This is a genomic window from Erwinia endophytica, assembly GCF_009295515.1.
Classification (GTDB): Bacteria; Pseudomonadota; Gammaproteobacteria; order Enterobacterales; family Enterobacteriaceae; genus Erwinia; species Erwinia endophytica.
Genome location: NZ_RQVV01000011.1, coordinates 325,815 through 350,053, shown reverse-complemented (window position 1 = coordinate 350,053; position 24,239 = coordinate 325,815). Strand labels below are relative to the sequence as shown.

22 protein-coding genes are annotated in these 24,239 nt (G+C 51.0%); 10 read left to right on the top strand and 12 right to left on the bottom strand.

The features are described 5' to 3' along the window. Positions 1 to 155: 155 nt before the first annotated feature. From murJ to rimJ, 3 genes are all read right to left on the bottom strand, one after another. On the bottom strand, positions 156 to 1,691 hold the full coding sequence (murJ, locus tag EH228_RS03990) for a murein biosynthesis integral membrane protein MurJ (RefSeq protein WP_152320377.1): 1,536 nt from the start codon (positions 1,689 to 1,691) through the stop codon (positions 156 to 158). A 127-nt stretch (positions 1,692 to 1,818) separates the two neighbouring features. Then, positions 1,819 to 2,742, bottom strand: a complete 924-nt coding sequence (locus tag EH228_RS03985; RefSeq protein WP_152320376.1) for a Gfo/Idh/MocA family protein — start codon at positions 2,740 to 2,742, stop codon at positions 1,819 to 1,821. Between the two features lie 42 nt (positions 2,743 to 2,784). Next, the gene (gene rimJ, locus EH228_RS03980) at positions 2,785 to 3,381 is read right to left on the bottom strand and encodes a ribosomal protein S5-alanine N-acetyltransferase (RefSeq protein ID WP_152320375.1); all 597 of its coding nucleotides are present in this window, start codon (positions 3,379 to 3,381) and stop codon (positions 2,785 to 2,787) included. 555 nt (positions 3,382 to 3,936) lie between these two features. Between rimJ and EH228_RS03975 the strand changes: the two genes are divergently transcribed. Next, complete coding sequence (locus EH228_RS03975) at positions 3,937 to 4,500, top strand: lipoprotein (RefSeq protein WP_152320374.1); 564 nt, start codon at positions 3,937 to 3,939, stop codon at positions 4,498 to 4,500. Here the strand turns inward: EH228_RS03975 and EH228_RS20130 are convergent. After that, on the bottom strand, positions 4,490 to 4,642 hold the full coding sequence (locus tag EH228_RS20130; RefSeq protein WP_193323259.1) for a hypothetical protein: 153 nt from the start codon (positions 4,640 to 4,642) through the stop codon (positions 4,490 to 4,492). The genes EH228_RS03975 and EH228_RS20130 overlap by 11 nt on opposite strands. A 26-nt stretch (positions 4,643 to 4,668) precedes the next feature. Here EH228_RS20130 and pyrC point away from each other — a divergent pair, with 26 nt between their 5' ends. The 4 genes from pyrC (at position 4,669) to solA (ending at position 8,020) form a co-directional block, all read left to right on the top strand. Continuing rightward, positions 4,669 to 5,715 (top strand): dihydroorotase, encoded by a 1,047-nt coding sequence (gene pyrC / locus EH228_RS03970; protein WP_152320373.1) that lies wholly within the window; start codon positions 4,669 to 4,671, stop codon positions 5,713 to 5,715. Positions 5,716 to 5,794: 79 nt separating this feature from the next. Continuing rightward, complete coding sequence (gene dinI, locus EH228_RS03965; RefSeq protein ID WP_152320372.1) at positions 5,795 to 6,040, top strand: DNA damage-inducible protein I; 246 nt, start codon at positions 5,795 to 5,797, stop codon at positions 6,038 to 6,040. A 506-nt stretch (positions 6,041 to 6,546) separates the two neighbouring features. Next, positions 6,547 to 6,801, top strand: coding sequence for a biofilm formation regulator BssS (gene bssS / locus EH228_RS03960; RefSeq protein WP_152320371.1), 255 nt, complete (start codon positions 6,547 to 6,549; stop codon positions 6,799 to 6,801). A 106-nt stretch (positions 6,802 to 6,907) separates the two neighbouring features. Beyond that, positions 6,908 to 8,020, top strand: coding sequence for an N-methyl-L-tryptophan oxidase (solA, locus tag EH228_RS03955; protein ID WP_152320370.1), 1,113 nt, complete (start codon positions 6,908 to 6,910; stop codon positions 8,018 to 8,020). A 121-nt stretch (positions 8,021 to 8,141) separates the two neighbouring features. Here the strand turns inward: solA and trhO are convergent, their stop codons facing one another. Continuing rightward, positions 8,142 to 9,194: an oxygen-dependent tRNA uridine(34) hydroxylase TrhO gene (gene trhO, locus EH228_RS03950; RefSeq protein ID WP_152320369.1), complete on the bottom strand. Its 1,053-nt coding sequence runs from the start codon at positions 9,192 to 9,194 to the stop codon at positions 8,142 to 8,144. A 111-nt stretch (positions 9,195 to 9,305) separates the two neighbouring features. Between trhO and EH228_RS03945 the strand changes: the two genes are divergently transcribed. The 4 genes from EH228_RS03945 (at position 9,306) to EH228_RS03930 (ending at position 13,626) form a co-directional block, all read left to right on the top strand. Continuing rightward, positions 9,306 to 10,409, top strand: a complete 1,104-nt coding sequence (locus tag EH228_RS03945; protein ID WP_152320368.1) for an NADH:flavin oxidoreductase/NADH oxidase — start codon at positions 9,306 to 9,308, stop codon at positions 10,407 to 10,409. 154 nt (positions 10,410 to 10,563) lie between these two features. Continuing rightward, positions 10,564 to 11,484 (top strand): Kdo(2)-lipid IV(A) acyltransferase, encoded by a 921-nt coding sequence (locus EH228_RS03940; RefSeq protein WP_152320367.1) that lies wholly within the window; start codon positions 10,564 to 10,566, stop codon positions 11,482 to 11,484. 207 nt (positions 11,485 to 11,691) lie between these two features. Beyond that, on the top strand, positions 11,692 to 12,930 hold the full coding sequence (mdtG, locus tag EH228_RS03935; protein ID WP_152320366.1) for a multidrug efflux MFS transporter MdtG: 1,239 nt from the start codon (positions 11,692 to 11,694) through the stop codon (positions 12,928 to 12,930). 297 nt (positions 12,931 to 13,227) lie between these two features. Next, positions 13,228 to 13,626 (top strand): MysB family protein, encoded by a 399-nt coding sequence (locus EH228_RS03930; RefSeq protein WP_152320365.1) that lies wholly within the window; start codon positions 13,228 to 13,230, stop codon positions 13,624 to 13,626. A 6-nt stretch (positions 13,627 to 13,632) separates the two neighbouring features. On the opposite strand, the gene EH228_RS03925 is transcribed toward EH228_RS03930, so the two are convergent. The 3 genes from EH228_RS03925 to EH228_RS03915 form a co-directional block, all read right to left on the bottom strand. Further along, complete coding sequence (locus EH228_RS03925) at positions 13,633 to 13,875, bottom strand: YceK/YidQ family lipoprotein (RefSeq protein WP_152320364.1); 243 nt, start codon at positions 13,873 to 13,875, stop codon at positions 13,633 to 13,635. Positions 13,876 to 14,027: 152 nt separating this feature from the next. Then, entirely contained in the window at positions 14,028 to 16,589 is a 2,562-nt protein-coding gene (mdoH, locus tag EH228_RS03920; protein ID WP_152320363.1) for a glucans biosynthesis glucosyltransferase MdoH, read from the bottom strand. Further along, positions 16,582 to 18,120, bottom strand: coding sequence for a glucan biosynthesis protein G (locus EH228_RS03915; protein ID WP_193323264.1), 1,539 nt, complete (start codon positions 18,118 to 18,120; stop codon positions 16,582 to 16,584). The genes mdoH and EH228_RS03915 overlap by 8 nt, the downstream gene beginning before the upstream one ends. A 268-nt stretch (positions 18,121 to 18,388) precedes the next feature. On the opposite strand from EH228_RS03915, the gene mdoC reads away from it, so the two are divergent. Then, positions 18,389 to 19,513: a glucans biosynthesis protein MdoC gene (mdoC, locus tag EH228_RS03910; protein ID WP_152320362.1), complete on the top strand. Its 1,125-nt coding sequence runs from the start codon at positions 18,389 to 18,391 to the stop codon at positions 19,511 to 19,513. 110 nt (positions 19,514 to 19,623) lie between these two features. Here mdoC and EH228_RS20125 read toward each other — a convergent pair whose 3' ends face one another. The 4 genes from EH228_RS20125 to EH228_RS03895 all read right to left on the bottom strand — a co-directional run bounded on the left by EH228_RS20125 (position 19,624) and on the right by EH228_RS03895 (position 24,239). Next, a complete protein-coding gene (locus EH228_RS20125) occupies positions 19,624 to 19,791 on the bottom strand; it encodes a hypothetical protein (RefSeq protein WP_193323258.1) in 168 nt (55 codons plus the stop codon). A gap of 277 nt (positions 19,792 to 20,068) precedes the next feature. Further along, on the bottom strand, positions 20,069 to 21,448 hold the full coding sequence (locus EH228_RS03905) for an efflux transporter outer membrane subunit (protein WP_152320361.1): 1,380 nt from the start codon (positions 21,446 to 21,448) through the stop codon (positions 20,069 to 20,071). Continuing rightward, positions 21,448 to 22,542, bottom strand: coding sequence for an HlyD family secretion protein (locus tag EH228_RS03900; protein ID WP_152320360.1), 1,095 nt, complete (start codon positions 22,540 to 22,542; stop codon positions 21,448 to 21,450). Before EH228_RS03900 ends, EH228_RS03905 begins: the two co-directional genes overlap by 1 nt. Next, on the bottom strand, positions 22,542 to 24,239 hold the full coding sequence (locus EH228_RS03895) for an MFS transporter (RefSeq protein WP_152320359.1): 1,698 nt from the start codon (positions 24,237 to 24,239) through the stop codon (positions 22,542 to 22,544). The genes EH228_RS03900 and EH228_RS03895 overlap by 1 nt, the downstream gene beginning before the upstream one ends.

Below are 24,239 nucleotides of genomic sequence, written 5' to 3'. Positions count from 1 at the left end.
ACCTGAACCCTCCGCCCGTTATTGGGCATTGTAAGAATCTCATCAGTCGTTATGTCAGGAAGAAAAACAAAGGGGTCAGCAAGACTGATCCCTTGATTAAAGCCCCGAATATTCGGGACTGAGCGTCTTAACGGGCCAGGTGCAGACAGAACCGGTTATACCGTTGTCCGGGCAAAATCCCGGACGCGAAAACCCAACAACGCCAGTACCGCAAAATAAGCCCCGCCACCGACGGCACAAACTACCGCCAGACGAACCAGCCGCCACAGCATATTGCCCTGCGCCCAGTCCGGCATTACCGATAATAGTCCCAACAACACCGCCGCCATGACGATAACCGCAATGACCAGGCGCAACAGGAAGCTGAACCAGCCCGGCTGAGGCTGAAAAATATTCTGCTTGCGCAGTTGCCAGTAAAGCAACGCGGCATTCAGGCAGGCAGCCAGACCTATCGACAGCGACAAACCAGCATGCTTCAGTGGGCCGATAAACGCCAGATTCATCAGTTGGGTCATCAGCAATGTCACCAGCGCAATTTTGACCGGTGTTTTGATATTCTGTCGGGAATAGAAGCCTGGCGCGAGGATTTTAACCACGATCAATCCCACCAAACCAACCGAATAGGCCACCAACGCACGCTGAGTCATCGCCGCATCGAAAGCGGTAAATTTACCGTACTGAAACAGCGCAATAGTCAACGGCTTAGCGAGTATCCCTAGCGCAACTGCGCTCGGCAACGCCAGCAGAAAGCTCAGACGCAGCCCCCAGTCCATCAGGCGGTTATATTCATGGTGGTTACCGCTGGCAAAACTTTTCGCCAGTGAAGGCAACAGAATGGTCCCCAACGCCACGCCCAGCACACCAGAAGGAAACTCCATCAGGCGGTCAGCATAATACATCCAGGATACGGAGCCGGAAACGAGGAAAGAAGCGAAAATAGTATTGATAATCAGCGAGATCTGACTGACGGAAACCCCCATAATTGCCGGTCCCATCTGACGCATCACTCGCCACACGCCAGCATCTTTCAGGTTGAGACGCGGAAGAACCAGCATCCCGATTTTCTTCAAATGTGGTAATTGATAACCCAGTTGCAACACGCCGCCGACCACCACCGCCCACGCCAGCGCCATGACCGGTGGATGGAAATGCGGCGCGGCAAATAGCGCAAAGGCAATCATACTGATATTCAGTAGTGTCGGAGCAAAAGCCGGGACAGAAAAACGATTCCAGGTATTAAGGATCGCTCCCGCCAGCGAGGCCAGTGAAATCAACATGATATAAGGGAAAGTCACCCGTAGCAGTGAAGACGTCAGGGCAAATTTATCTGCGGTATCGGCAAAACCTGGCGCCGTCACCATGATAACCCACGGCGCGGCAAGCATACCGAGCAGCGTGATCACGGCCAAAGCCAACGTCAATAATCCTGATACATAAGCGACAAACACCCGCGTAGCATCACTGCCTTGCTGACTTTTGTATTCAGCGAGGATCGGTACAAAGGCTTGCGAAAAAGCGCCTTCCGCAAAGATCCGACGCAATAAATTGGGCAATTTGAAAGCAACAAAGAAGGCATCCGTCGCCATCCCTGCACCAAAGACTCTGGCTACAATAGCATCGCGAGCAAATCCCAGCACGCGAGAAAACAGGGTCATTGAGCTGACCGCTGCCAATGATTTCAACAGGTTCATGGGTTTCCTGATTTTTCCTGGGGAACGGTGACATGAGCCACGATTATCATCTGACCCATCTCCTGGGCCAGCAACCAGGATAGTCTACTGATACTGAAGGAAATGACCACATTCGATTGTTACAGCGTTATTCCTGGTCGCTATCGCGCCAGAGTTTTTCCACGATCCGCTGCGCCATCAGTGCCTGTTCACCCGAGGTTTGCGGCATAGTCTGATTTTGCACACAGTCGATAAAATGTCGTACCGCTCCAACGAATCCCCGCTGTTCCAGCGTGCTTTGCCACCCCGGAACCGGGCTGCTGATGACCTGCCCCGCCGTTTCCCACTGAAAATCGCGCATATCATTCACCTGCCAGACAGCCCCATCGGCCACCGCCATCACCGTTTCGCGCTGCGTCCCGGCACGACGGTGCATGCTGGTCGTCATCTGGATATTGGCGTGGCTAAAATGGTGCTCGGCATAAAGCATTTCACCCGCATCACTGGTCAGCAACGCGCCACTTTGCAACCTGGCCTGGCCGCCACTCAACCACAATGCGGTATCCACCACATGGAGATAATCATCCAGCAACGTGAAAAAAAGATCCTGCGGCCCCACGCTGTCGCAACGATGTTTATCCATACGCAGCGAAGCCAACTGGACTAAACCTGCTTTAAGCTGCAGATAACGAGGGGCAAAACGGCGGTTAAAAGCCACCATTAATTTTCGCCCCCGCTTATGTGCCAACTCCACCAGTTGTTCTGCTTCACTCAGTTTCGCCGCCAGCGGCTTATCGACACAGACATCCACGCCAGCCAGCAATAATGACTTTACAATGCTGAAATGGCTTTCAGTCGTGGTATGAACAAAGACGGCGTCACTGACGGCGGCCAGTTGTGCGAGAGAGGGAAATAGCGGGATCCGGTAGCTGTCGCATACTGCCCGCGCTTTCTGTTGATTTGGCGAAAATGCGCCGGCGATCTGCCAGTTATCCGTTCTGCTCACCACCGGTAGCCAGGCTTTCTGCGCAATACTTCCCAGCCCGACGATCCCCACTTGCAGCTCAGCCATGTTACTCTCTCCTGCTCAACTGCCCGTCGTGTCGCATTATTTTCATCGCTGCCCACGTCGCTCAGGCAACCAGTCTCTGGCGATCAGCGCGGTCAGCACATGATCCTGCCAGCGGCCATCAATTAGCAGATAGTCTTTGGCGTAGCCCTCTTTCTCGAAACCGAGCCGGGCCAACAGGTTACCGCTGCGTTGATTGTGCGGCATGTAGTTAGCCATAATGCGGTGCATACGCTGCTGACGTTGCATATAGCGAATGGTCGCCTGCAACGCTTCAAACATCATGCCTTTCCCCTGCCACTTTTCACCCAGCGAATAACCGAGATAGCAGGCATGGAATGAACCTCGCACCACATTGCTGAAATTCGCGACACCGCGTACTTCGTTTTCATCCGGATCCATCACCGCAAAATAGTAAGCGTTACCCTGCTTATGCATCTCTGAGATCAGCCCGAGACGAGCCTGCCAGCCGGAAGGATAACAATGGCTGTCATCGCGAGTGGGCTCCCAGGGTTTGAGAAACACCCGGTTTTCAGCGTAATAATCCGCTAAACGCCAAGCGTCACGTTCATGGACCAGACGGACCACCAGCCGGTCGGTTGTCAGTGATACTTTCGGGGCAGCGGAACGATAGCCAAACATCTTTTCTCCTGAATTCAACCGACAGATGAATAAATTTGATTGATAAATAGCCAGCCTGCATCGCCACTGACCGCTATGTGGTTGCTAATTATCACTATACTCACCACACTTCAAGTAAGATGTGTGTTAGCTGCTCTCATTCATCCCCGTCACCCTGTCGGTCTATGCTCCTGAAAGCTCGCACTCTTACTGTCTTATGCTTCGTGAATATTCAAAGTATATATCCACGTAATGATCGACCGATAAAACACCACCAATAAAATTTCAGCATAATTGTTACACCAACAGATGAAGAATATGACATTTAGCTGCGGCCATCATGGTAAAGAGGCCACTTCCTCTGTTTATTTACGAGCATTGCTCTTTCTGTGTGAAAGGCCGAATGATCTTCGCGCTGAAAAATGTGCCTGTCGCACAGATGCTGCCAGTCTGATTGCCTTCGTTTTCATTTTCCTGTTGTTTTACCGGTAATCCTGGTGACTCCCGCTACAATGTCAGGCAAGCTATACCCCTCGTCAGGAGGGTTACTGACGGCATCACATTATGAGGATTGCTATGAAGAAGTTTTTAGCCGGGTTAAGCGCCTTGCTGTTGGTAGGATTACTGAGCGGCTGTGACAAACTAACGCAGTACACTATCAGTGAACAAGAAGTCAATCAGGCGCTGCAAAAGCATAACAACTACGAGAAGCAGATTGGCGTATCCGGACTGGTCGACGCCCATATTGTCCTGTCCGATCTCAGTAGTCAGATTGGCCGTGAAGAACCGAACAAAATCATGTTAACGGGGAATGCAAAGGTCAATATTAGTTCCCTGTTTGGTCCGCAAAATGCCGAGATGAAACTGACCATGAAAGCCCAGCCGGTCTTCAATCAGGAGCAAGGGGCCGTGTATCTGAAAGATATGGAACTGGTGGATGTACAAGTGCAACCAGAGAAGATGCAAAATGTACTAACGGCCCTGACACCTTATCTGAACCAGTCACTGAAGGATTACTTCAATCAGAAACCGGCTTACGTACTCAGTACCGACCGCAGCAAAGCGGAGTCACTGGCGAAACGCTTCGCTAAAGGGCTTGAAGTGAAACCGGGCGAACTGGTCATCCCCTTTACTGACTAAACGACACGCTCTGACCGCGTTCCTGGTTTGTCACACCGCCGGGAACGCCCTCTTCATCGACTATTTTCCACCACCGGCAATAAAGCAGGTGCAAATACCCGGCTTTATCCTTATGCTTGGAACCCGGCCAAATCAGCCACATCGATTTCACTTCTGCCGGAGCCTGTTATGACTGCAAAACCCGAGGAACTGCTGATCCGTCGCCCTGACGACTGGCATATCCATCTGCGTGATGATGAAATGCTCAAGACCGTGCTGCCTTTCACCAGCGAGGTCTCTGGTCGGGCTGTCGTGATGCCTAATCTGGTTCCACCCGTTACCAGCGTGGCCGCAGCCATTGCCTACCGTGAGCGTATTTTGGCCGCCATCCCGGCCGCTCATAACTTTACCCCATTGATGACCTGCTACCTGACTGATTCACTGGATCCGGATGAAGTGGAAAAGGGTTTTAACGGCAATATTTTCACTGCCGCCAAACTCTACCCGGCACATGCCACCACCAACTCCAGCCATGGCGTGACTAACATTGCCGCCATTGCGAGCGTGCTGGAACGCATGCAGAAAATAGGTATGCCGCTGCTGGTCCACGGTGAAGTAACTGACGCGCATATCGATATTTTTGATCGTGAAGCGCGCTTTATCGAAACGGTCATGGAACCGCTACGTAAACAGTATCCGGAACTGAAAGTGGTGTTTGAGCATATCACCACCAAAGAAGCCGCTGACTATGTACAGGAAGGCAATCGTTTCCTTGGCGCGACCATCACCCCTCAGCATCTGATGTTTAACCGTAATCACATGCTGGTTGGCGGGGTGCGCCCACACTTATACTGCCTGCCAATCCTTAAACGCAATATTCATCAGCAAGCGTTGCGTAAAGCCGTCGCCAGTGGTAGCCCTCGTTTCTTCCTGGGAACGGATACGGCCCCTCACCTGCGGTGCCGTAAAGAAGCCAGTTGTGGCTGTGCCGGAGTATTTAATGCCCCTTCTTCGCTGCCAGCCTACGCCACGGTGTTTGAAGAGATGAACGCGCTACAGCATTTTGAAGCCTTCTGCTCTGAAAACGGCCCGAATTTCTATGGGTTGCCGCTGAATGAAGGTACCGTGAAACTGGTGCGTAAACCGTGGACGGTGCCAGAAAGTGTCTCGTCAGGTGACCAGTCACTGGTGCCGTTCCTTGCTGGTGAAACATTGAACTGGCGTGTTGAACGTTAATCTACGATCAAGCCCACGAAAAATATTGCCCCTGACTAATTTACTGTATATATTTACAGTAAATTAACCGGAGGCTTTTATGCGTGTTGAAGTCACTGTAGCAAAAACCACTGTTCTCCCGTCTGGCGCCATTGATGCGCTGGCTGTGGAACTGGGTAAACGAATCAATAAACAGTTTCCTGAGTCCCCCCACAGCGTTTCTGTCCGCTATGCTGGTGCCAACAACCTGACAGTGATGGGCGGCAACCATGAAGCTAAAAATCGCGTGACTGAAATTCTTCAGGAAACCTGGGAAAGCGCGGACGACTGGTTTATTACTGACTGATATCCCCTGCCCTTCTATTTTTTCCGTTGTTTGCCGGGTTTCGCCATCCGGCTTTTTTGTTTTTCCCGCCGGGAAACACGCTGAATTCTCCTCTGCTAAACAGGTTTCACATGGTTAAGCAACATGCTAAAACTGAATAAGAGGTGATGGTGAATACAGAAAACTCTGAATAAACCAGAAGATTTTATCGAAGATTTTATCAATGACAGGGGGCGATTGCCGATCAACAACCTGGTCCTGTTGTACTGGAAATCTCCCGTGAATGATTAATCATTCACCTGAATCAGCGCCCCCTCTCTCTTTCTGATGTTTTTTTCCTGCGACGTTAATATCAGTTTTCATACAAATAAACCGCAATTAAACATTCATTTTCCGCGATAAAAATTTCATTCTGCACAAATTTAAAATCCTGTTATAATTCCCCTGCTCTATGAAAAAAAGACCGCATTGAACCTCGATAAATCACTTCGTTGTCATCACTAATACGAGTAATAAAGGGGGTTATAATGGACAGAAACAAAGATGTTATCCAGACACATCCCCTCATCGGGTGGGACATTAGTACCGTAGACAGTTACGATGCGATGATGATACGTCTACATTCGCTCACCTCAAACGAGCAACAGGTCGATGAAGCAGAGGTTGGCCAAACATACTGGTTAACCACTGACGTCGCCAGGCAGTTTATTTCTATCCTCGAAGCGGGTATTGCGAAGATCGAAGCAACAGAATATCAGGACCGCGATTACAAAAAGCACTAAGTCCCAACGTGTTACCTGCAAGGCACCCTCCGGGGTGCCTTTTTCATTCCCGCGACATTTTGCTATCCTGCTCAGATTGCCTGATCAACAAAGGAGTCGGAGGCAGATGATTTATGACTTAATCGTGGTGGGCAGTGGCTCCATCGGCGCTGCCGCTGGCTGGTACGCCACACAAGCGGGTCTGAAAGTGCTGATGATTGACCGCGCTCATCCTCCTCATCATCATGGCAGTCATCACGGAGAATCCCGCCTCATCCGCCACGCTTATGGAGAAGGTTCACGTTATGTGCCTATGGTGCTGCGGGCGCAACAACTATGGGATGAACTGGAAGCACAGTGCGGTGAGCGCATTATGCAACGCTGTGGGGTCATTAATCTGGCGCCGGAATCCTCCCAATTTATTCAAAACGTACGTCAGAGCGCCGCCGAATATAACTTGCCAGTGGAAGCATTGCGTGGTGAAGAGATCACCCAGCGCTGGCCACAACTTGTTGTTCCTGATGGGTATGTCGGTATTTTCGAGCCTGATTCCGGCTACCTTAAATCCGAAATAGCTATTCGCCAACTCATTCGTCTCGCCAAACAAGCGGGTTGTGCGCAACTGTTCAATTGCGCAGTAACATCAATAGAAGAACACGATGGGTTGCAACGGGTGAATACGGCAGAGGGCACCTTCCGTGCCCGCAAATTGCTGCTCAGTGCCGGCACATGGGTAAAAACACTGTTTCCGACACTACCAATAACACCCGTAAGAAAAGTTTTTGCATGGCATCAGGCTGATGGTCGTTATAGTGAAAATAACCAGTTTCCAGCTTTCACGGTTGAAATGTCAGATGGCAATCATTTTTACGGCTTCCCGGCAAATAACAATGCGATAAAAATTGGTAAGCACAATGGCGGGCAAACGATTAACTCACCGGAACAGCGTAAACCCTTTGGCGCAGTGGTCGACGATGGCAGCGAACTGTTCGCATTTTTGCGTCACTTTTTACCGGGAGTTGGCGTGTGCCTGAACGGAGAATCCTGCACTTATGATAATACAGTGGATGAGGATTTTATTATTGATACCTTTCCGGGGTCACCAGATCGGCTGTTAATTACCGGATTAAGTGGACATGGTTTTAAATTTTCTACGGTATTAGGCGAAATCGCCGCTCACTTTGCTCAGGGAAAACCAACAGAATTTGATTTATCGCCCTTTTCCATTTCCCGCTTCTGAATTAAAAAAGACGGCTCAAATGAAGCCGTCCTTTAAGATTAAATCGGAATTAAGTTTTTTCTGATTGCCGCCAAATGTTTCACGAAATGAATCGCAGCGTCTCAGTACCTACCCCTATGACTTACTTTTCCGGCATTGGAATTTTTAGCGTCATATTCAACAGGCCACGCGATTTGTTGAAAATTTTATTGCCATTCTCGCGTCCTGCACGACGGGCGCGCTGTTCTTCAGGAGGCAGCGCCAATTCCTCCATACATACCGGACTGCAACAGTGATGGTATTTTTCTGCGCACTCAGCGCACTGAATAAACAACAGATGGCAACCATCATTCTTGCAATTAACGTGTGTATCACAAGGCGCACCGCACTGATGGCACTGAGCAATCACATCATCGGAGATGCGCTCCCCCATTCGCTCATCAAAGACAAAATTTTTACCTTTAAAGCGCACCGGTAATCCCTGTTCACGCGCCCGACGTGCGTATTCGATGATACCGCCTTCAATGTGATAAACGTTGTTAAAGCCATTGTGACGCATCCAGGCACTGGCTTTTTCACAGCGAATACCGCCGGTACAGTACATCACAATTTTTTTGTCTTTGTTTTCCTGCAACATATCAACGGCCATTGGCAACTGCTCACGGAAAGTGTCTGCCGGGATCTCAAGCGCGTTGTCAAAATGTCCCACTTCATACTCATAGTGGTTACGCATATCCACAAATACCGCATGTGGATCGTCGAGCATGGCATTCACTTCGTCTGCTTTCAGATAACCGCCGACATCGCTGGGGTCGAAAGTTTCGTCGTTAATGCCATCAGCCACAATCCGCTCCCGCACTTTCAGACGCAGCACCCAGAAGGATTTGCCATCATCATCCAGCGCAATATTCATCCGCAGATTGTCGAGTGCCGGATCGAAGGCATACAACATCGCCTTCATCTCTTCATAGCGGCTGGCAGGTACACTGATTTGCGCATTGATCCCTTCAGTAGCGACATAGATACGGCCAAAAACATTCAGTTTAGTCAGTTGCAAATAGAGCACATCGCGAAAAGCCAGGGGATCAGCGATGGTGAAATACTTGTAAAAAGAGACGGTAGTACGCGGTTCGGTCTCAGCCAACATCCGCGCTTTCAGCTCTTGATTGGAAACAAGGTTGTGTAACACTGGCATGGTGTACTTTCCTGGGTTCATAAGAGAAATTTTGCGGGCGCTATCATACCTGAAGAATACGCCTATAGTTAGCCTGTTACGTGTCAATTTGACTAACACCGGAGATATTGTATGAGTCGATTGTTCAGCCCGATAACCCTGGGCAAACTCCCCCTTGAAAACCGCATCGTGATCGCTCCAATGTGCCAATATTCCGCTGATCATGGTAAAGCAACCGCCTGGCATCGTATTCATTTGGGCAATCTGGCGCTTTCTGGCGCGGGTCTGCTGATCATTGAGGCAACCGCCGTAGAAGCGGCTGGCAGGATCACACCAGAAGATTTGGGATTGTGGAATGACACGACCGAGCAGGCGCTGGGCGATGTACTCAAGGACGTGCGCAAATATTCGGCGATGCCGCTCGGTATTCAACTGGCACATGCCGGGCGCAAGGCCTCCACTGAAGCCCCCTGGCATGGCGGCGGCTTCTTGCAGCCTGAAGAAGGTGGCTGGCAACCCTCAGCGCCTTCAGCTATCCCTTTTAATGACACAGACCGTCACCCCCTTGCTTTGACCAAAGAGAGAATCGAAGAAATTAAGCAGGCCTTTATCGACAGCGCGATCCGTGCTGACCGACTGGGGATCGACCTGATTGAGATCCACGCGGCACATGGCTACCTGTTGCATGAATTCCTCTCACCTTTATCTAACCTGCGCGACGACGAATACGGCGGTTCGCTGGAGAACCGGCAACGCCTGACGCTGGACATTTTCCGTGAAGTACGTCGCGTTTTTCCTGCCCATAAGCCGGTAGGCGTGCGGATTTCAGCAACGGATTGGGTGGCGGGCGGCTGGGATCTTGAACAGTCGGTCGCGTTAAGCAAAACGCTGGCTGAAGCAGGTTGCGCTTACATTCACGTCTCCAGCGGCGGCCTGTCGCCACAACAGAAAATCAGTGTGGGACCAGGCTATCAGGTGCCTTTTGCGGCTGAGATTAAAAAAGCGGTCACGATCCCCGTTATCGCCGTTGGCCTGATAACCGAACCGGAACAGGCTGAAGCAATACTGACAGAACAGCAGGCAGACCTGGTCGCGCTGGCACGAGGAATGCTCTACAATCCACGCTGGCCATGGCATGCGGCGGCAAATCTGGGCGCAACGGTACATGCCCCGGAACAATACTGGCGCAGCGAACCATCCGCAGTAAAGGGCCTTTTCACACCGAAGAAAGGCTGACGAGTAACGTACCCCATAGCTTGAAAGATGCGGGTATAAACGCGCCTAAAGACAGCGTAATATTTCAGTTTGTCGCTAAAAAATGGCACAATGGGCTATAAATAATAAATCACGGGCACCATAGTCGTGCCCCTTTTTTACGATCTGGAAACTTATGACTCAGTTGCCTCAATTTTCTAGAGCATTGTTGCATCCCCGTTATTGGTTTACCTGGTTGGGTATTGGCTTGCTGTATCTGCTTGTTCTACTGCCTTATCCTGTGCTGTACCATCTGGGATGCAGTCTGGGCCGTCTGTCGATGCGTTTCCTTAAAAGTCGTGTCGACGTGGCCCGGCGCAATCTGGAACTCTGCTTTCCAGATATGCCGGATGCCGAGCGCGAAGCCATGGTGGTACGAAATTTTGAATCTGTCGGCATGGGATTGATCGAAACGGGTATGGCCTGGTTCTGGCCAGACTGGCGTATTATTAAATGGTTCCATGTCAGTGGTCTGGAACATATCGCTAAAGCTCATCAGGATGGTAAAGGGGTGCTGTTAATCGGCATACACTTTCTGACCCTGGAGTTGGGCGCACGAATATTCGGTATCCATAATCCAGGCATTGGCGTTTATCGCCCAAATGATAATCCCCTGTTGGACTGGTTACAGACCAGGGGCCGGATGCGTTCCAATAAAAGCATGCTGGATCGTAAAGATTTAAAAGGCATGATCCGCGCCCTTAAAAATGGCGACATCATCTGGTACGCGCCAGACCATGACTATGGTCCGAAAAGTAGTGTGTTTGTCCCCTTCTTCGCGGTTGAGAAAGCCGCGTCAACCAAAGGCAGCTACCTGCTGATCCGCAGCGGTCAACCGGCGGTGATCCCTTTCGTACCGCGTCGTCTGCCGCACGGTAAAGGCTATGAGATGGTTATCCTGCCTGAAGAACAGGCCATTCCACTGGATGACGAGGCCGCTACCGCTGCCAGAATGAATAAAATCATTGAGCATGGTGTACTGATGGCACCAGAACAGTATATGTGGCTGCATCGTCGTTTCAAAAGTCGCCCAGAGGGTGAACCGTCACTCTATTAATACCCGTGGCGGGCAGCCCTGTCTTCCGCCACCATTCTCAATACCGGCTGTATCTACGCTTTCACTGGCTCCCGCTCTTTTCCACTCTGGCATCAACGCCTCTTCACTCTCCTGTTTTTTCTGCCTACCTTGTTGTTATGTTGGTTATTTAAAGCGCATAATTAGCCTGCTAATAATAAGTCTTACTCTACGGGTCCCTCAGCACGCATGGCTACCACTGACGTTCCACTCTCCGCTGTCAACTGGCAAAAAAATCTCTTTGTCGCCTGGTGCGGCTGTTTTCTTACCGGCGTCGCTTTTAGTCTGGTGATGCCCTTTCTACCGCTGTATGTTGAATTGCTTGGCGTAACCCATCCTGAATCGCTTAATCTGTGGTCTGGGCTGGTGTTCAGTATCACTTTCCTGTTCTCGGCAATCGCTTCACCCTTTTGGGGGGGACTGGCGGACCGTAAAGGCAGAAAAATTATGCTACTGCGTTCGGCGTTGGGGATGTCGATCGTCATGCTGTTAATGGGGATGGCAAACTCGATCTGGCAGTTTCTGGTGCTACGTGCGCTACTCGGCCTGTTAGGGGGCTTTGTACCAAATGCCAATGCCCTGATTGCCACTCAGGTACCACGAAATAAAAGCGGCTGGGCCTTAGGCTGGCTCTCGACTGGCGCAGTAAGCGGCGCCCTGATTGGTCCGTTGATCGGCGGGATTCTCGCCGACAACTTTGGCCTGCGACCCGTGTTTTTTATTACGGCCACGGTGCTGTTCGTCTGTTTTATCATGACCTTGCTGGCCATTCGTGAACAATTTATGCCCGTGAAAAAAAAGGACATGTTGCATGCTCGCCAGGTGTTCACCTCGCTGAAAAAACCCAAATTGGTGCTTTCACTGTTTGTGACCACACTGATTATTCAGGTGGCTACCGGGTCAATTGCCCCGATCCTGACACTGTACGTCAGGGATCTCGCCGGTGATATTCAGAATCTTGCCTTTGTCAGTGGGCTGATCGCTTCAGTTCCCGGTGTGGCCGCCCTAATCAGCGCCCCCCGACTGGGCAAGCTCGGCGATCGTATCGGTCCTGAGCGAATTCTGATCGCCATGTTGCTAGTCTCAGTCTTGTTGTTACTGCCAATGTCGTTGGTACAAAACCCGCTACAGTTGGGGATCCTGCGTTTCCTGCTGGGTGCCGCTGATGGTGCACTACTGCCCGCGGTGCAAACATTGCTTATCTATAATGCCAGCAACCAGGTTGCAGGTCGGGTCTTCAGCTATAATCAGTCTTTTCGTGATATTGGCAATGTGACCGGCCCACTGATCGGGGCGCTGGTATCAGCACACTGGGGATACCGCGCGGTATTTGTGGTAACCGCCAGCGTGGTGGCGTTTAATGCGCTCTATTCATGGCTGAGTCTGCGCAATCGTCACGCGTATCGGGAAGAACTGGATGATAAGTAGAATGGCATTACGTTGATATCAGCCCGCGACTGGCTGAGTATGAACTGTTTATATTTCAACAACGTGGCAAGCGTCCTTTGTCTACTGCCGGTCTAATCTGATCCATCTGGAAATCGGTATTCTGTTAACCATAAACGAATAACATCACATTGCCGGATCATCCTGGCACCATCATGTCAGATATAGCAATAACATATTGCTTTTAAACAATTTTTGACAGAATAATCAATTGCATCTATATCTTTTCTCGTATCTATTTTTACTTTATCAGCAACGACAGGATAAGGGGATAATACCATGTCAATGTATATAACGCTGGAAGAGGCGATAGACGCCGCACGGGAAGAATTCCTGGCTGCAAATCCGGAAATGGAAGAAGATGAAGCGTCAGTGAATCAGTTTAACCTGCAAAAATATATCATGCAGGATGGCGACACCCTGTGGCAGGCAGAGTTTTTTGCCGATGAAGGAGAGGAAGGCGAATGCCTGTCATTGCGTAGCGGTGAAGCAGCGCAGGCCATCTTTGACGGTGATTTCGACGAGGTTGAGTTGCGTCAGGAATGGCTACCAGAAAATACCCTGTATGAATGGGATGAGGGCGAATTCCAGTTGGAACCACCAGCCGACATGGAAGAAAACGAAGCGGCGGAAGAAGAGTGGGAAGATGACAATCCCGACGCGGATAACTACCTCTGATGCCCTTTATTCATAAGGACCGTGATGCGCATCGACCGGCAGCAGCAGTGTATCCACCACCAGCGACAACGGCAGGTCGATAATGGTCAAAAAACGCCAGGGCGTGTCACGAATATCCCACTGCACGCCAGGATAAAACTGGTTGCCATGCCCTTGTCCCGGCACCGTGCGACTGATGATGCTACCACAGCCACTCAGGACCATCATACAAAACCCCAGCAGCAGTCCTCGCGTTATTGTTGCCATCATCTGTTAACCATTAAACTGAATAAAAAGCGCGTTATCATACAGTAATAGTTTGCGCCAGGTTGCGGCTAAAACGCAAAATATCTGTAAAATGATGGATTGCAGCAATAAAAAAACCGGGACATCATGCCCGGTTTTTTAGCGTCCTGAGTTAATTAAGGCTTCACAGTCTGAATCGCCTCTGGGTTAATCTTCAGTGACCGATAGCTCTCGAACCAGTCGTGATACTTATCAGTATGCTGCCATAAACGGTAGTGTATCCGCGACAGTATCACCGGGTCACTGAGCAACGCCAAACGACGATCGCGATCCAGTTTAGCAGGGGATTCACTCAGCGCCTGGTCAACCTGACGCTCACGGGCAAACTCCAGTACTTCACTGCGCAGATGGCGTGAGGTCGCCATCGCGCTGGCGAGCGCATTAAACGACGGGTGGAACAAGGCATGCATAAAGCCATCTTCCAGCGCTCTTGAGCGGTTCAGCTCCAGATAGTTGTCGGTATCCAACAGTTCTTGCGGTGGGTCAGACTCTTCCGGGATCAGGAACAGCTTAGCGTGTTTCGAGGCAATGCCTGCTGTCGACCGGCTGGAATAAACCGACACGAAAGGAGACAGGATCAACGAGAAAACAATTGGCGCCAGCCACCACAGGAAGTTCAGATCAAGCCATCCCATACCCGCAGCCCAGACAATACCCAGCGCCATTTGCGAACCATGGCGTTTAAATGCCTCGCTCCATGGCGTCGCATCATCATCACGCTGTGGTGAATTCCACACCACTTCCCAGCCGAGGAACGCGCTGACCACAAACACGGTATGGAACAGCATGCGCACCGGCGCCAACAGCACGGAGAACAACATCTCAAGGAACAGAGATACGGTCACACGCACCACTCCGCCATATGGCTTAGCGCCCTTGAACCAAATCAGAATAATACTGAGCAATTTGGGCAGGAACAGCAGCACCATCGTGGTGGAGAACAATGCAATAGCCAGTTCAGGACGCCATTGCGGCCATACCGGGAACAACTGTCGCGGCTGCAGGAAGTACTGCGGTTCCATCAGTGTATGCACCACCTGCAACGCCGTAGACAATGCAAGGAACATAAACCATAACGGCGCCGACAAATAGGACATAACGCCGGTCAGGAACACCGCGCGATGAACCGGGTGCATGCCTTTTACCAGGAACAGACGAAAATTCATCAGGTTACCGTGGCACCAGCGGCGGTCACGCTTCAGTTCATCCAGCAGGTTTGGCGGCAATTCCTCATAGGAACCCGGTAAATCATAGGCGATCCACACGCCCCAACCGGCACGGCGCATCAACGCCGCTTCCACAAAATCATGCGACAGAATCGAACCAGCGAATGATCCGGCACCCGGCAGCGGCGCCAGTGCGCAATGTTCGATAAACGGCTTCACACGGATAATAGCGTTGTGTCCCCAGTAATGAGATTCACCCAACTGCCAAAAGTGCAAACCAGCGGTAAACAACGGGCCATAAACGCGGGTGGCGAACTGCTGGCAACGTGCATAGAGCGTATCCATCCCCGAAGCTTTTGGTGAAGACTGGATAATACCGGCGTTCGGGTTGGCTTCCATCATTCGCACCAGCCCCGTCAGACACTCGCCACTCATCACGCTGTCTGCATCCAGCACCACCATATAGCTATACTGGCTGCCCCAACGGCGGCAGAAGTCATCGATATTACCGCTTTTACGCTTCACGCGGCGGCGGCGGCGACGATAAAAAATTCGCCCTTCCCCACCAACATCACGCACCAGCTCCATCCAGGCTTTCTGTTCCGCCATCGCGATATCGGGGTTGTAACTGTCGCTCAGGATATAAACATCAAAATGCTGTTGTTCACCTGTTCTGACCACCGACTCCCACGTCGCCCGCAAACCAGCGAAAACGCGTTCCACATCTTCGTTACAGATAGGCATAATCAGCGCAGTACGGTGCGCCGGATTGATCGGTTCATCCCCCTTCAGTCCATAGGAGATACTGTACTTATCTTTACCTATCAGTAATTGCAGGAACCCCATCAGCGCAGTCCAGAAACCGGCAGAGACCCAACAGAACAGCACCGCAAACAGGAATAATATTCCCGTCTGCAGTACGTAAGGCAGGATCTGCAAAACCGACAACTGCCAATTCTGATCGAGCATTTCCATCGGGTCGATTAACGCCCAGCCCTGGTAAGGCAGAATGGTTTTCATATACCAGGTCGCCACCACCGTCTGCGCAATTGTCAGGATCAGCAGAATATAGCGACGAATGGAGCCAACATTACGCCACTTCTCTTCCACATGCTGCTCTTCAGCATTGCGGTAACGAGGCTTAGACTGACGACCACGCAGAGAATCCCAGGCTCTCCCCAGGGGATTGGTGCGCCAGGCTTCCGGATACATGGATGAACGGGAATGAGGAGGCATCGCCTTCAATGTGGTGCGATCCAGTTTATCTTTATCAAACTGTTCGCCTTTCCCCACAGAGTCTGGCCATGTCATCTCGATACGTGATTTTACTGACTTCAACGCTACATCGTCAGGACGAGCCTCAACGGGGCCATCTTCGCCCAGGGTCTGATGCAGTTGGCTGAAGGCGTCAGCAGGTTGTGCAGACAGCGTTTCAAGCAATGCCTCTTTCCGCGCAGCTGCAAGAGGCAACGCATCGATATATTCAGTGGGTATAGCAGTAGACTTATTCATTGGCAGGCAACTGATAGCTCCAGGTTTCTGTCAGTGTCTTATCACCATTAACCAACGCCGCACGCATTTCGGTTGGCTGTTTGGCATCTTTTACGCGCAGACGGATAATCAGACGCCAGCCTTTGGTGACCGGGTTGTAACGCACGCTGTTTTCCACCAGTTCACCGTTGTTGCCGATACTGACTTGTGGTGTTACTGGCGTATTTTCCGGCAGCTTGCTCATTTCCTGGCCGGTAAAGTCAACAATGAAAGCTACCGTGCCGTCAGGCTGGCGAACCAGATTGGACTGTTTCACGTCGCCCGTTGAACGCAGCGTATCTTTCACGAAAGCCATTTCCGGCGAATGCAGTTGACTTTCGTCACGGGTGAAGTGCAGACGATATTTAACATTCATTTCCTGGCCCGGAGCAGGAAGTTTTTCTGGTGTCCAGAAGGCAACGATATTGTCGTTGGTTTCATCCGCTGTCGGGATCTCAACCAGTTCTACGTGACCTTTACCCCAGTCGCCCAGTGGTTCAACCCAGCCACTTGGTCGCAGATCGTAACGATCATCCAAATCCTGGTACTGGGCAAAATCACGTCCCCGCTGCAGTAAGCCAAAGCCTTTCGGATTCTCAACAGTGAAGGTGCTGACCGCCAGACGTTTCGGATTGTTCAGCGGACGCCAAATCCATTCACCGCTACCGGTATGAATCGACAGGCCATTGGAGTCATGCAGCGCCGGACGGTAATTAATCTGCGGCGAAGGCTGGTTCGCACCAAACAGGAACATACTGGTCAGCGGAGCAACGCCCAACTTGCCAACTTTATCACGTAGATAAACCTTCGCCTGCACGTCCACAGTGGACTCTTTACCCGGAGTTATCAGGAAGCGATAGGCGCCGGTCGCACGGGGCGAATCCAGCAACGCATAGATAACCAGATGCCTGTCCGCTGGTTTTGGTCGTTCGATCCAGAACTCTTTAAAGCGAGGGAACTCTTCACCGGACGGCAACGCTGTGTCGATGGCCAGGCCGCGAGCAGAAAGGCCATACACCTGCCCGGCACCAATCACACGGAAGTAGCTGGCACCGAGAAAACTGGCAATTTCATCGTCTTTCTTATGTTTACTGTTCAGCGGATACAGCACTTTAAATCCGGCAAAACCAAGTTTTTTTACCGTTTCAGCATCGTGCTTTACATTACCGAAATTAAAATAGTCCGGTGAGTATTTAATCTCCCGGACCGTTGATGCGGTGACTTCGTTAATTTTCACCGGCATATCGAAGTACATGCCCTGATGGTAGAACTCCAGCTTGAATGGGGTCTTCAGCTTGCTCCACCAGGCTTTATCTCGATTGAACTGAATCTGTTGATAGTCAGCATATTTCATATCGCGCAATTGAGAGGGTAAATTGCTTTTCGGCACTTCATACCCTTTCCCGGCTAAAATTTTAGCTTGTTTTGCAACGTCATCAATGCCGAAAGCCCAGCTTGAGCTGGCATACATTGACAACAAAACTGTTACGCCAAGCCAGCGTAATTTCATCAGTTTTGACTTATTATTCATTTTAATCAGCACATCCCCCCCTTTCGGGTGCTCAAACAATCCCATCCATCTTAATGGATAATTCAGCTTTCCGACAGCGCAACAACATGATAGTTCCTTCTGTTGCTCGCTTTTAGCGCCCTGTTCTCAAGCGCTTAGCGGATACAGATTCACCTGATAGTATACCGGTGATTTCTGCACTACAGTAAGTGTTAAACTTTAGCGTATTCCAGGCGAGTTAACGCTGCAACATTTTGAATATTGGATGAATATGACTAAAAAAACACAGCAAAGAGAGTATTTTTTTGATTCAATCAGGGCCTATCTGATGCTTTTAGGCGTTCCATTTCACGTCTCACTGATTTATTCAACTCAATCATGGTCGGTGAACAGCCCGGTTCCTTCTGAATGGCTGACACTTTTAAACGACTTTATCCATGCGTTTCGCATGCAGGTTTTCTTCGTTATCTCCGGTTATTTTTCCTACATGTTGTTCTTGCGCTACAGCCGTCAACACTGGGTGAAAGTGCGTCTGGAGCGGATCGGTATCCCGATGCTCGCCGCCATTCCCTTGCTAACACTGCCTCAGTTTTTTCTGATTAAGGCCTGGACCACCAAAATAGGTAACTGGAGTAGCCTGTCGCTTTATGACAAATTCAATGCGCTGACCTGGGATTTAATTTCACATCTGTGGTTTTTACTGGTTCTGATCGTACTCACCCTTGCCGGGGTCTGGATGTTCAAATGGTTGCGAGAGAGTAAAACAGCAAAAACAGAATATTCTGACCTGAACTGGACCAGGCTCAGTATTGCCATTCTGCTCTGCAGTCTTGCCTGGGGGACAGTTCGTCGTCTGTTGTTTATTGTTGCGCCTCAGCTATTGGGTAATGGCCTGTTTAATTATGGTGTAATGCAGTCATTGTTTTACCTGCCATTTTTTATCCTCGGCGCCATGGCGTGGAAATACCCGGCGATTAAAGGACTGTTCGTGAAGCCGGTTCCCTGGACGTTTATCGGTTCTGCTCTGGCCTTTGTCGCTTATGTCGCTAACCAGACTTACAACAGGGGCGACGGCTGGCTCTATGAAATTGATGCCGTCGTATCAATGATGATGGGGTTGTGGATGGTCAATGTGGCGTTCTCATTAGGGCACCGCCTGCTCAACTCCCACTCCCCGCGGGTGACTTATCTGGTGAATGCCTCATTGTTTATTTATCTGGTGCATCATCCGCTGACCATCCTGTACGGTATTTTCTTTGTGCCGGAAATCAGTAATAACACGCTGGGCTTCCTGACGGGATTGGTGTTCGTCTTCGGCATCGCATTTATTCTCTATGAATTCCACCTGCGGGTCCCATTACTGCGCTTTCTGTTTTCTGGCAAACCACAGCGTTAAAAATTAGTCAGACAGAAAGACGAGACAGCCCCTTCCACAACGGGGCCGTTTCGTCTTATGAACGCTCGCACTGGAGATTCTCAGTCAGCAAATCAGACTGAAAACACACGTCATGAAGGGTGATAATTCTCGGGTAAGCAGGTTTGCTGGCTACTGGGTTGAGCTGGAATCCGACGAACATCGGACAGCCAGGTTAACGTAAATAACACCACCACAGTGATCAGTCCGGCAATCAACAAGCCCACCAGGGCCAACAGCCGATCTTCTCTCATATCCATACGGGGCCATTCTCCATTAAGCTCATTACCGTGAAATACGCGGAAAACGCGTTACATCATCAATAAAGTAATGATCAGCTCAGAAATTATAAGAGTAACAGGGATGACTGCAAGCACCGCGACAGCCTGTGAGCATCATTCAACAACGAGTATGCCGCTTTTGTTTCAGGTGGCTCGTGGCGGGTATCGGTCATGATGTCCATCATTATTAGTGCGAGTCAGACACCCTGTCCTCAGCGGCAGTAGCGGCATCTCTCCGCTACTGCGAACAGAAAAACTACTGCGGGTTCCAGCCTCCCCCCAGGGCACGATAAAGATCGATCTGCGCCAGTAGCAGGTTGTTCTTCACCTGGACAACACTCAATTGAGTGCTGAACAAGGTGCGTTGAGCATCCAGCTCATCCAGATAGGATGCATAGCCATTCTGATAACGATTGCGGGCAATACGTAACGCTTCGCTGACCACTTGCTGCTGTTTTTGCAGCTCTACCAGTTGTTCTTTATAACGTGCTATCGCATCCAGGTCGTCATTCACTTCACTGAAGGCATTCCGCACCACTTTTTCATAGCTGTACAACGCCTGATTACGTGAAGCCATCGACATATCAACCTGTGCCGTGAGCGCCTCCCGGTTGAAGATCGGGGCTAATACACTGCCACCAATGCTCCACAAACGGAAAGGGTTATCCACCAACTGATGCAGGACCGAACTCTGCATAGTCCCCGTCGCCGTCAGGTTCAGGGAGGGGAGCAGTTTGGCGCGTGATGAAGCCAGCGTCTCATCAGCTGCTAACAGCAACCGCTCGGCCTGCACAATATCAGGACGACGCTGCAACAGCTCTGACGGCAACACCGACGGCAAATGCTGCGGCACGACGTATTCAAAACGACTTGATCGGGCTATCTCTCTCGGATTCATACCAACCAGAATACTCAGAGCGTTCTCCTGCTGAGCAATCTGATGCTGCAAAACGGGAATCTGTGCTTTGGTCGTCTGGTACTCCGACTGTGACTGTACCCATTCCAGTTTCGAGGTATACCCAGTGGTATACTGCCGCTGGGCGAGATTAAGCGAATTCTCTCGTGTGGCCAGCGTGGCCTGTGTGACACGCAACTGCTCATCCAGAGAAAGCAATGTCATATATCCCGAGGCCACTGAGCTGGCAACTGTCAGCTCCGCAGCAGATGAAGCGGCCTTGACGGCCTCCAGTGAAGCCTTTGCCGCATTGATACTGCTACTACGCGCCCCCCATAGATCAACATTGTAGCTGGCCTGCAACTGGCCCTGAAACACTGCATATTCATAAGGCTGGCCCGTAACGGCAGATAATGATCTGGCATGTGATGCCGCGACCCCGGCATCAAGCGTCGGGAAATTATCACCCTGATCGGCACGTAGCTGAGCACGATACTGATCGACTCGCGCGCGTGCCGTCAGGATATCGAGGTTATTACGTAATGCCTGTTCCACCAGCCGGTTCAAGTTTTCATCACCGAAAGCCCGCCACCATGCTGCTTCAACGGGGGAAGATGGCCCGACCTGGTTACGCCACTGCGGTGGAACAGGCAATGATGTCGGGGCTTTTTCCACATTGGTGGCACAGCCTGACAAGGTTGCCGCCAGCGTCACAACCAGCAGTGAAATCCTCCAGTGCATTACTTCGTCTCCCTGTTTTCCGGTTTTGCAGTCGTATCAATATTCACTTCAACTGACATACCGGGGCGCAGATGAGCGACGTTATCACTGGTAATTTTAATTCTTACCGGGATCCGTTGGGCAATTTTCACAAAGTTACCGGTAGCATTGTCCGGAGAAATAACACTGAATTCAGAACCGGCCGCGGGCGATATATACTCCACCACGCCCTGAAAACGTTCGCCATTGAGGGCATCAACCGTAAAGTTAACCGGCAACCCCTCTCTGATGCGGGCCATCTGGGTTTCTTTCATATTCGCCACTACCCACATCTGTTGCGGAACCAGCGACGTCAGGCGGGTACCGGCGGTGACATATGCCCCCTGCCGTACCGCAATCTGCCCCAGTTGACCGTCTCGTGGCGCGATTATCCGGGTGTTATCCAGGTCAATCTGCGCCAGCTCCAGTGCGGCTTCGGCACTGGCGACATCCGCTTCCAACGAGTCCTGGTTAACAATGACGCTCTGCAGATCCTGGCGGGAAACCTCCAGTGTGGCTTTAGCCTGCTGTACATCGGCGATGGTTTGACTATTGCTGGCACGCGACGCATCTCGCTCACGAACAGAGAGTGAACCATCAGACGTCAAATCCTCCACTCGCTTTAAGTCCAGACCGCTCTTTACCGCCTGGGCTTTGGCATTCGCCAGCGCAGCCTGGTTACGCTCAATCACCGCCTGGGCGCTACGGCGCTGCTGAATATTATTCTCCAGCGCGGCTTTCTTCATCGCCAACTGCGCCTGTGCCTGATGCACGCGTTGTTTATAAATACGGTCATCAATGGTCATCAGTACATCTCCCTGATGTACCGGCTGAAAATCCAGCACGTTGACCGCGGTGATATAGCCATTGACTTGCGGGCTGATGAAGGTCACCTGACCGCGCACATAGGCATTTTCCGTCGACTGGATCTGGCTGGTGAATGGCGGCAACTGCCAAGCATAAAGGATAACCAATACGCCGACGACCGCAATCCCTGCCCCAAAGGCGATCGATAAAATCCGCAACCGGTTGTTTCTTTCGCGTTCAGCGAACTGATTCTGTTCCTGCTGACTCATTATTTCCCCGTACTAATCGACGTTGTAGATTGTTGCATTGCCCGTTGCGCTGCCTCAGCGTCACGCTTCGCTTGCTGCCAGTTGAGATAACGTTGACGAGACAAACGCCAGAGCACCCAGATAAGTGTGACAAACGCCATACCGGCGGTGAGAAGATAAGTGTCGTTATAGGCCAGCACATTCGCCTGCTGCGTCGCCACAGTCTGCAACTGCACCGTACTCTGCGCACTGCGCAACACACTGTCCCCAACATAGCTATTGAATAAATTTGAGTACTGAGTCAGCCGGTCGGTGACATGGGTATTAAGATAGGTAAGCTGGTCGCCCAGTAAGCTGGAGTGATATTTTTCGCGCCAGGTCTGGAAGGTTCCCAATAGCGCCGACCCCATCAGCCCACCAAGGTTCTGGCTCATCCCGAACAACACCACCAGGCTGACCAGGTTTTTTGGCTGAGTCACCACACTGCCAATATTCAGTAACAAAGCTGGAGCGATAAAGAATGCGCTGCTGAAACCCAATAAAAACTGACTGAAATACATGTTGTTAGCACGAGTCAGCGGACTGGACTGCGCATCCATTAATGACGCGATCATAATCAGTATCAGCGACACAACAATCGGCCAACTAAGATGCTTCACATTAATGGTCAGCGCACTGGTAATTATCCCGGCGATCACCCCTGCAAGTATCGCCAAAGCCAGTTCCTGCATCTGATCATTCAGTAGCCCAACCTGTTGCAGATAACCAATCGCGCCAGTGTTTTGCTCAGCCAACGTGACACGCAACATGATCATGACAATGCCCAGCCGGAGAATTGAGCCGGTCCGTAACCAGCGAGTATTGATCAACGGGTTGCTACGGTTGTGCTCCAGTACTACCGCTGCAATGACCAGAACCAGACCAATGGCCAGACAAATGCCCAACCACGGCGTACTGGTCCACCATTCGACACGGCCCAGCGACAGCACCCCACAGAACAACGCCATACCCGGTGCCATCAACATAAAAGTGAGGAAATCTTTTTTCTCGAAAACGTTGATCCGCTCTCCTGGCGGTAGCTTCAATATCAGCACCGCACCAAGGCAAATCATCGCCAGCCCCAGTTCGAATATATACAACCCACGCCACTCATTCAGTTGCAGCAGCCCGGTGGAGAACAGGCGAGCCAGCGGGATCGCCAACTGCGAAGCCCCCAGACCGATGGCCATTGCCTTCATCCGGTGTTTCGCCGGCCACGCCTGAATCTGATAATAAATCCCCAGCGAGCTCAGCGCTGCCGCCACCATCCCGTGAGCGGCTCGCACGACAATAGCTGAACTGAGGTCATTCACCAGCAGATGGAAAAACGAGACAATAACGTACAAAACAAGGAAGGCTTCGGTGAAGACACGTAAACCAAACTGCTGACGGAATTTTACCAATAGCAAGTTAATGGAGATATTGCCCATCACATAGACTGCAGGAAGCCAGGCAATTTCGTTACTGTAAGCACCGAAAACCCCCTGCAAATTGCTCAGGTTGGCAGTGACCAACGCGTTACTCAGGGCGCCAGTAATAGAAATCAGCAAACCAATAATGCCAAAAGCAATACGTTTATGAGTGGGATGCAACGGTGTTGAGGGCGAACCTGGGAGCGTCGGCTTTTCACCAGGGGCCCATTCACGCGGAGCAAAAGGATCGGGGCGGTTATCTGGCAC

Coding starts and splice junctions, on each gene's coding strand:
- EH228_RS20130 (WP_193323259.1), bottom strand. CDS start 4,642: ATGTGGCTGATTTGGCCGGGTTCCAAGCATAAGGATAAAGCCGGGTAT.
- pyrC (WP_152320373.1), top strand. CDS start 4,669: ATGACTGCAAAACCCGAGGAACTGCTGATCCGTCGCCCTGACGACTGG.
- EH228_RS03975 (WP_152320374.1), top strand. CDS start 3,937: ATGAAGAAGTTTTTAGCCGGGTTAAGCGCCTTGCTGTTGGTAGGATTA.
- solA (WP_152320370.1), top strand. CDS start 6,908: ATGATTTATGACTTAATCGTGGTGGGCAGTGGCTCCATCGGCGCTGCC.
- EH228_RS03945 (WP_152320368.1), top strand. CDS start 9,306: ATGAGTCGATTGTTCAGCCCGATAACCCTGGGCAAACTCCCCCTTGAA.
- dinI (WP_152320372.1), top strand. CDS start 5,795: ATGCGTGTTGAAGTCACTGTAGCAAAAACCACTGTTCTCCCGTCTGGC.
- trhO (WP_152320369.1), bottom strand. CDS start 9,194: ATGCCAGTGTTACACAACCTTGTTTCCAATCAAGAGCTGAAAGCGCGG.
- mdoH (WP_152320363.1), bottom strand. CDS start 16,589: ATGAATAAGTCTACTGCTATACCCACTGAATATATCGATGCGTTGCCT.
- rimJ (WP_152320375.1), bottom strand. CDS start 3,381: ATGTTTGGCTATCGTTCCGCTGCCCCGAAAGTATCACTGACAACCGAC.
- murJ (WP_152320377.1), bottom strand. CDS start 1,691: ATGAACCTGTTGAAATCATTGGCAGCGGTCAGCTCAATGACCCTGTTT.
- mdoC (WP_152320362.1), top strand. CDS start 18,389: ATGACTAAAAAAACACAGCAAAGAGAGTATTTTTTTGATTCAATCAGG.
- EH228_RS03940 (WP_152320367.1), top strand. CDS start 10,564: ATGACTCAGTTGCCTCAATTTTCTAGAGCATTGTTGCATCCCCGTTAT.
- mdtG (WP_152320366.1), top strand. CDS start 11,692: ATGGCTACCACTGACGTTCCACTCTCCGCTGTCAACTGGCAAAAAAAT.
- EH228_RS20125 (WP_193323258.1), bottom strand. CDS start 19,791: ATGGATATGAGAGAAGATCGGCTGTTGGCCCTGGTGGGCTTGTTGATT.
- bssS (WP_152320371.1), top strand. CDS start 6,547: ATGGACAGAAACAAAGATGTTATCCAGACACATCCCCTCATCGGGTGG.
- EH228_RS03905 (WP_152320361.1), bottom strand. CDS start 21,448: ATGCACTGGAGGATTTCACTGCTGGTTGTGACGCTGGCGGCAACCTTG.
- EH228_RS03985 (WP_152320376.1), bottom strand. CDS start 2,742: ATGGCTGAGCTGCAAGTGGGGATCGTCGGGCTGGGAAGTATTGCGCAG.
- EH228_RS03925 (WP_152320364.1), bottom strand. CDS start 13,875: ATGATGGCAACAATAACGCGAGGACTGCTGCTGGGGTTTTGTATGATG.
- EH228_RS03900 (WP_152320360.1), bottom strand. CDS start 22,542: ATGAGTCAGCAGGAACAGAATCAGTTCGCTGAACGCGAAAGAAACAAC.
- EH228_RS03930 (WP_152320365.1), top strand. CDS start 13,228: ATGTCAATGTATATAACGCTGGAAGAGGCGATAGACGCCGCACGGGAA.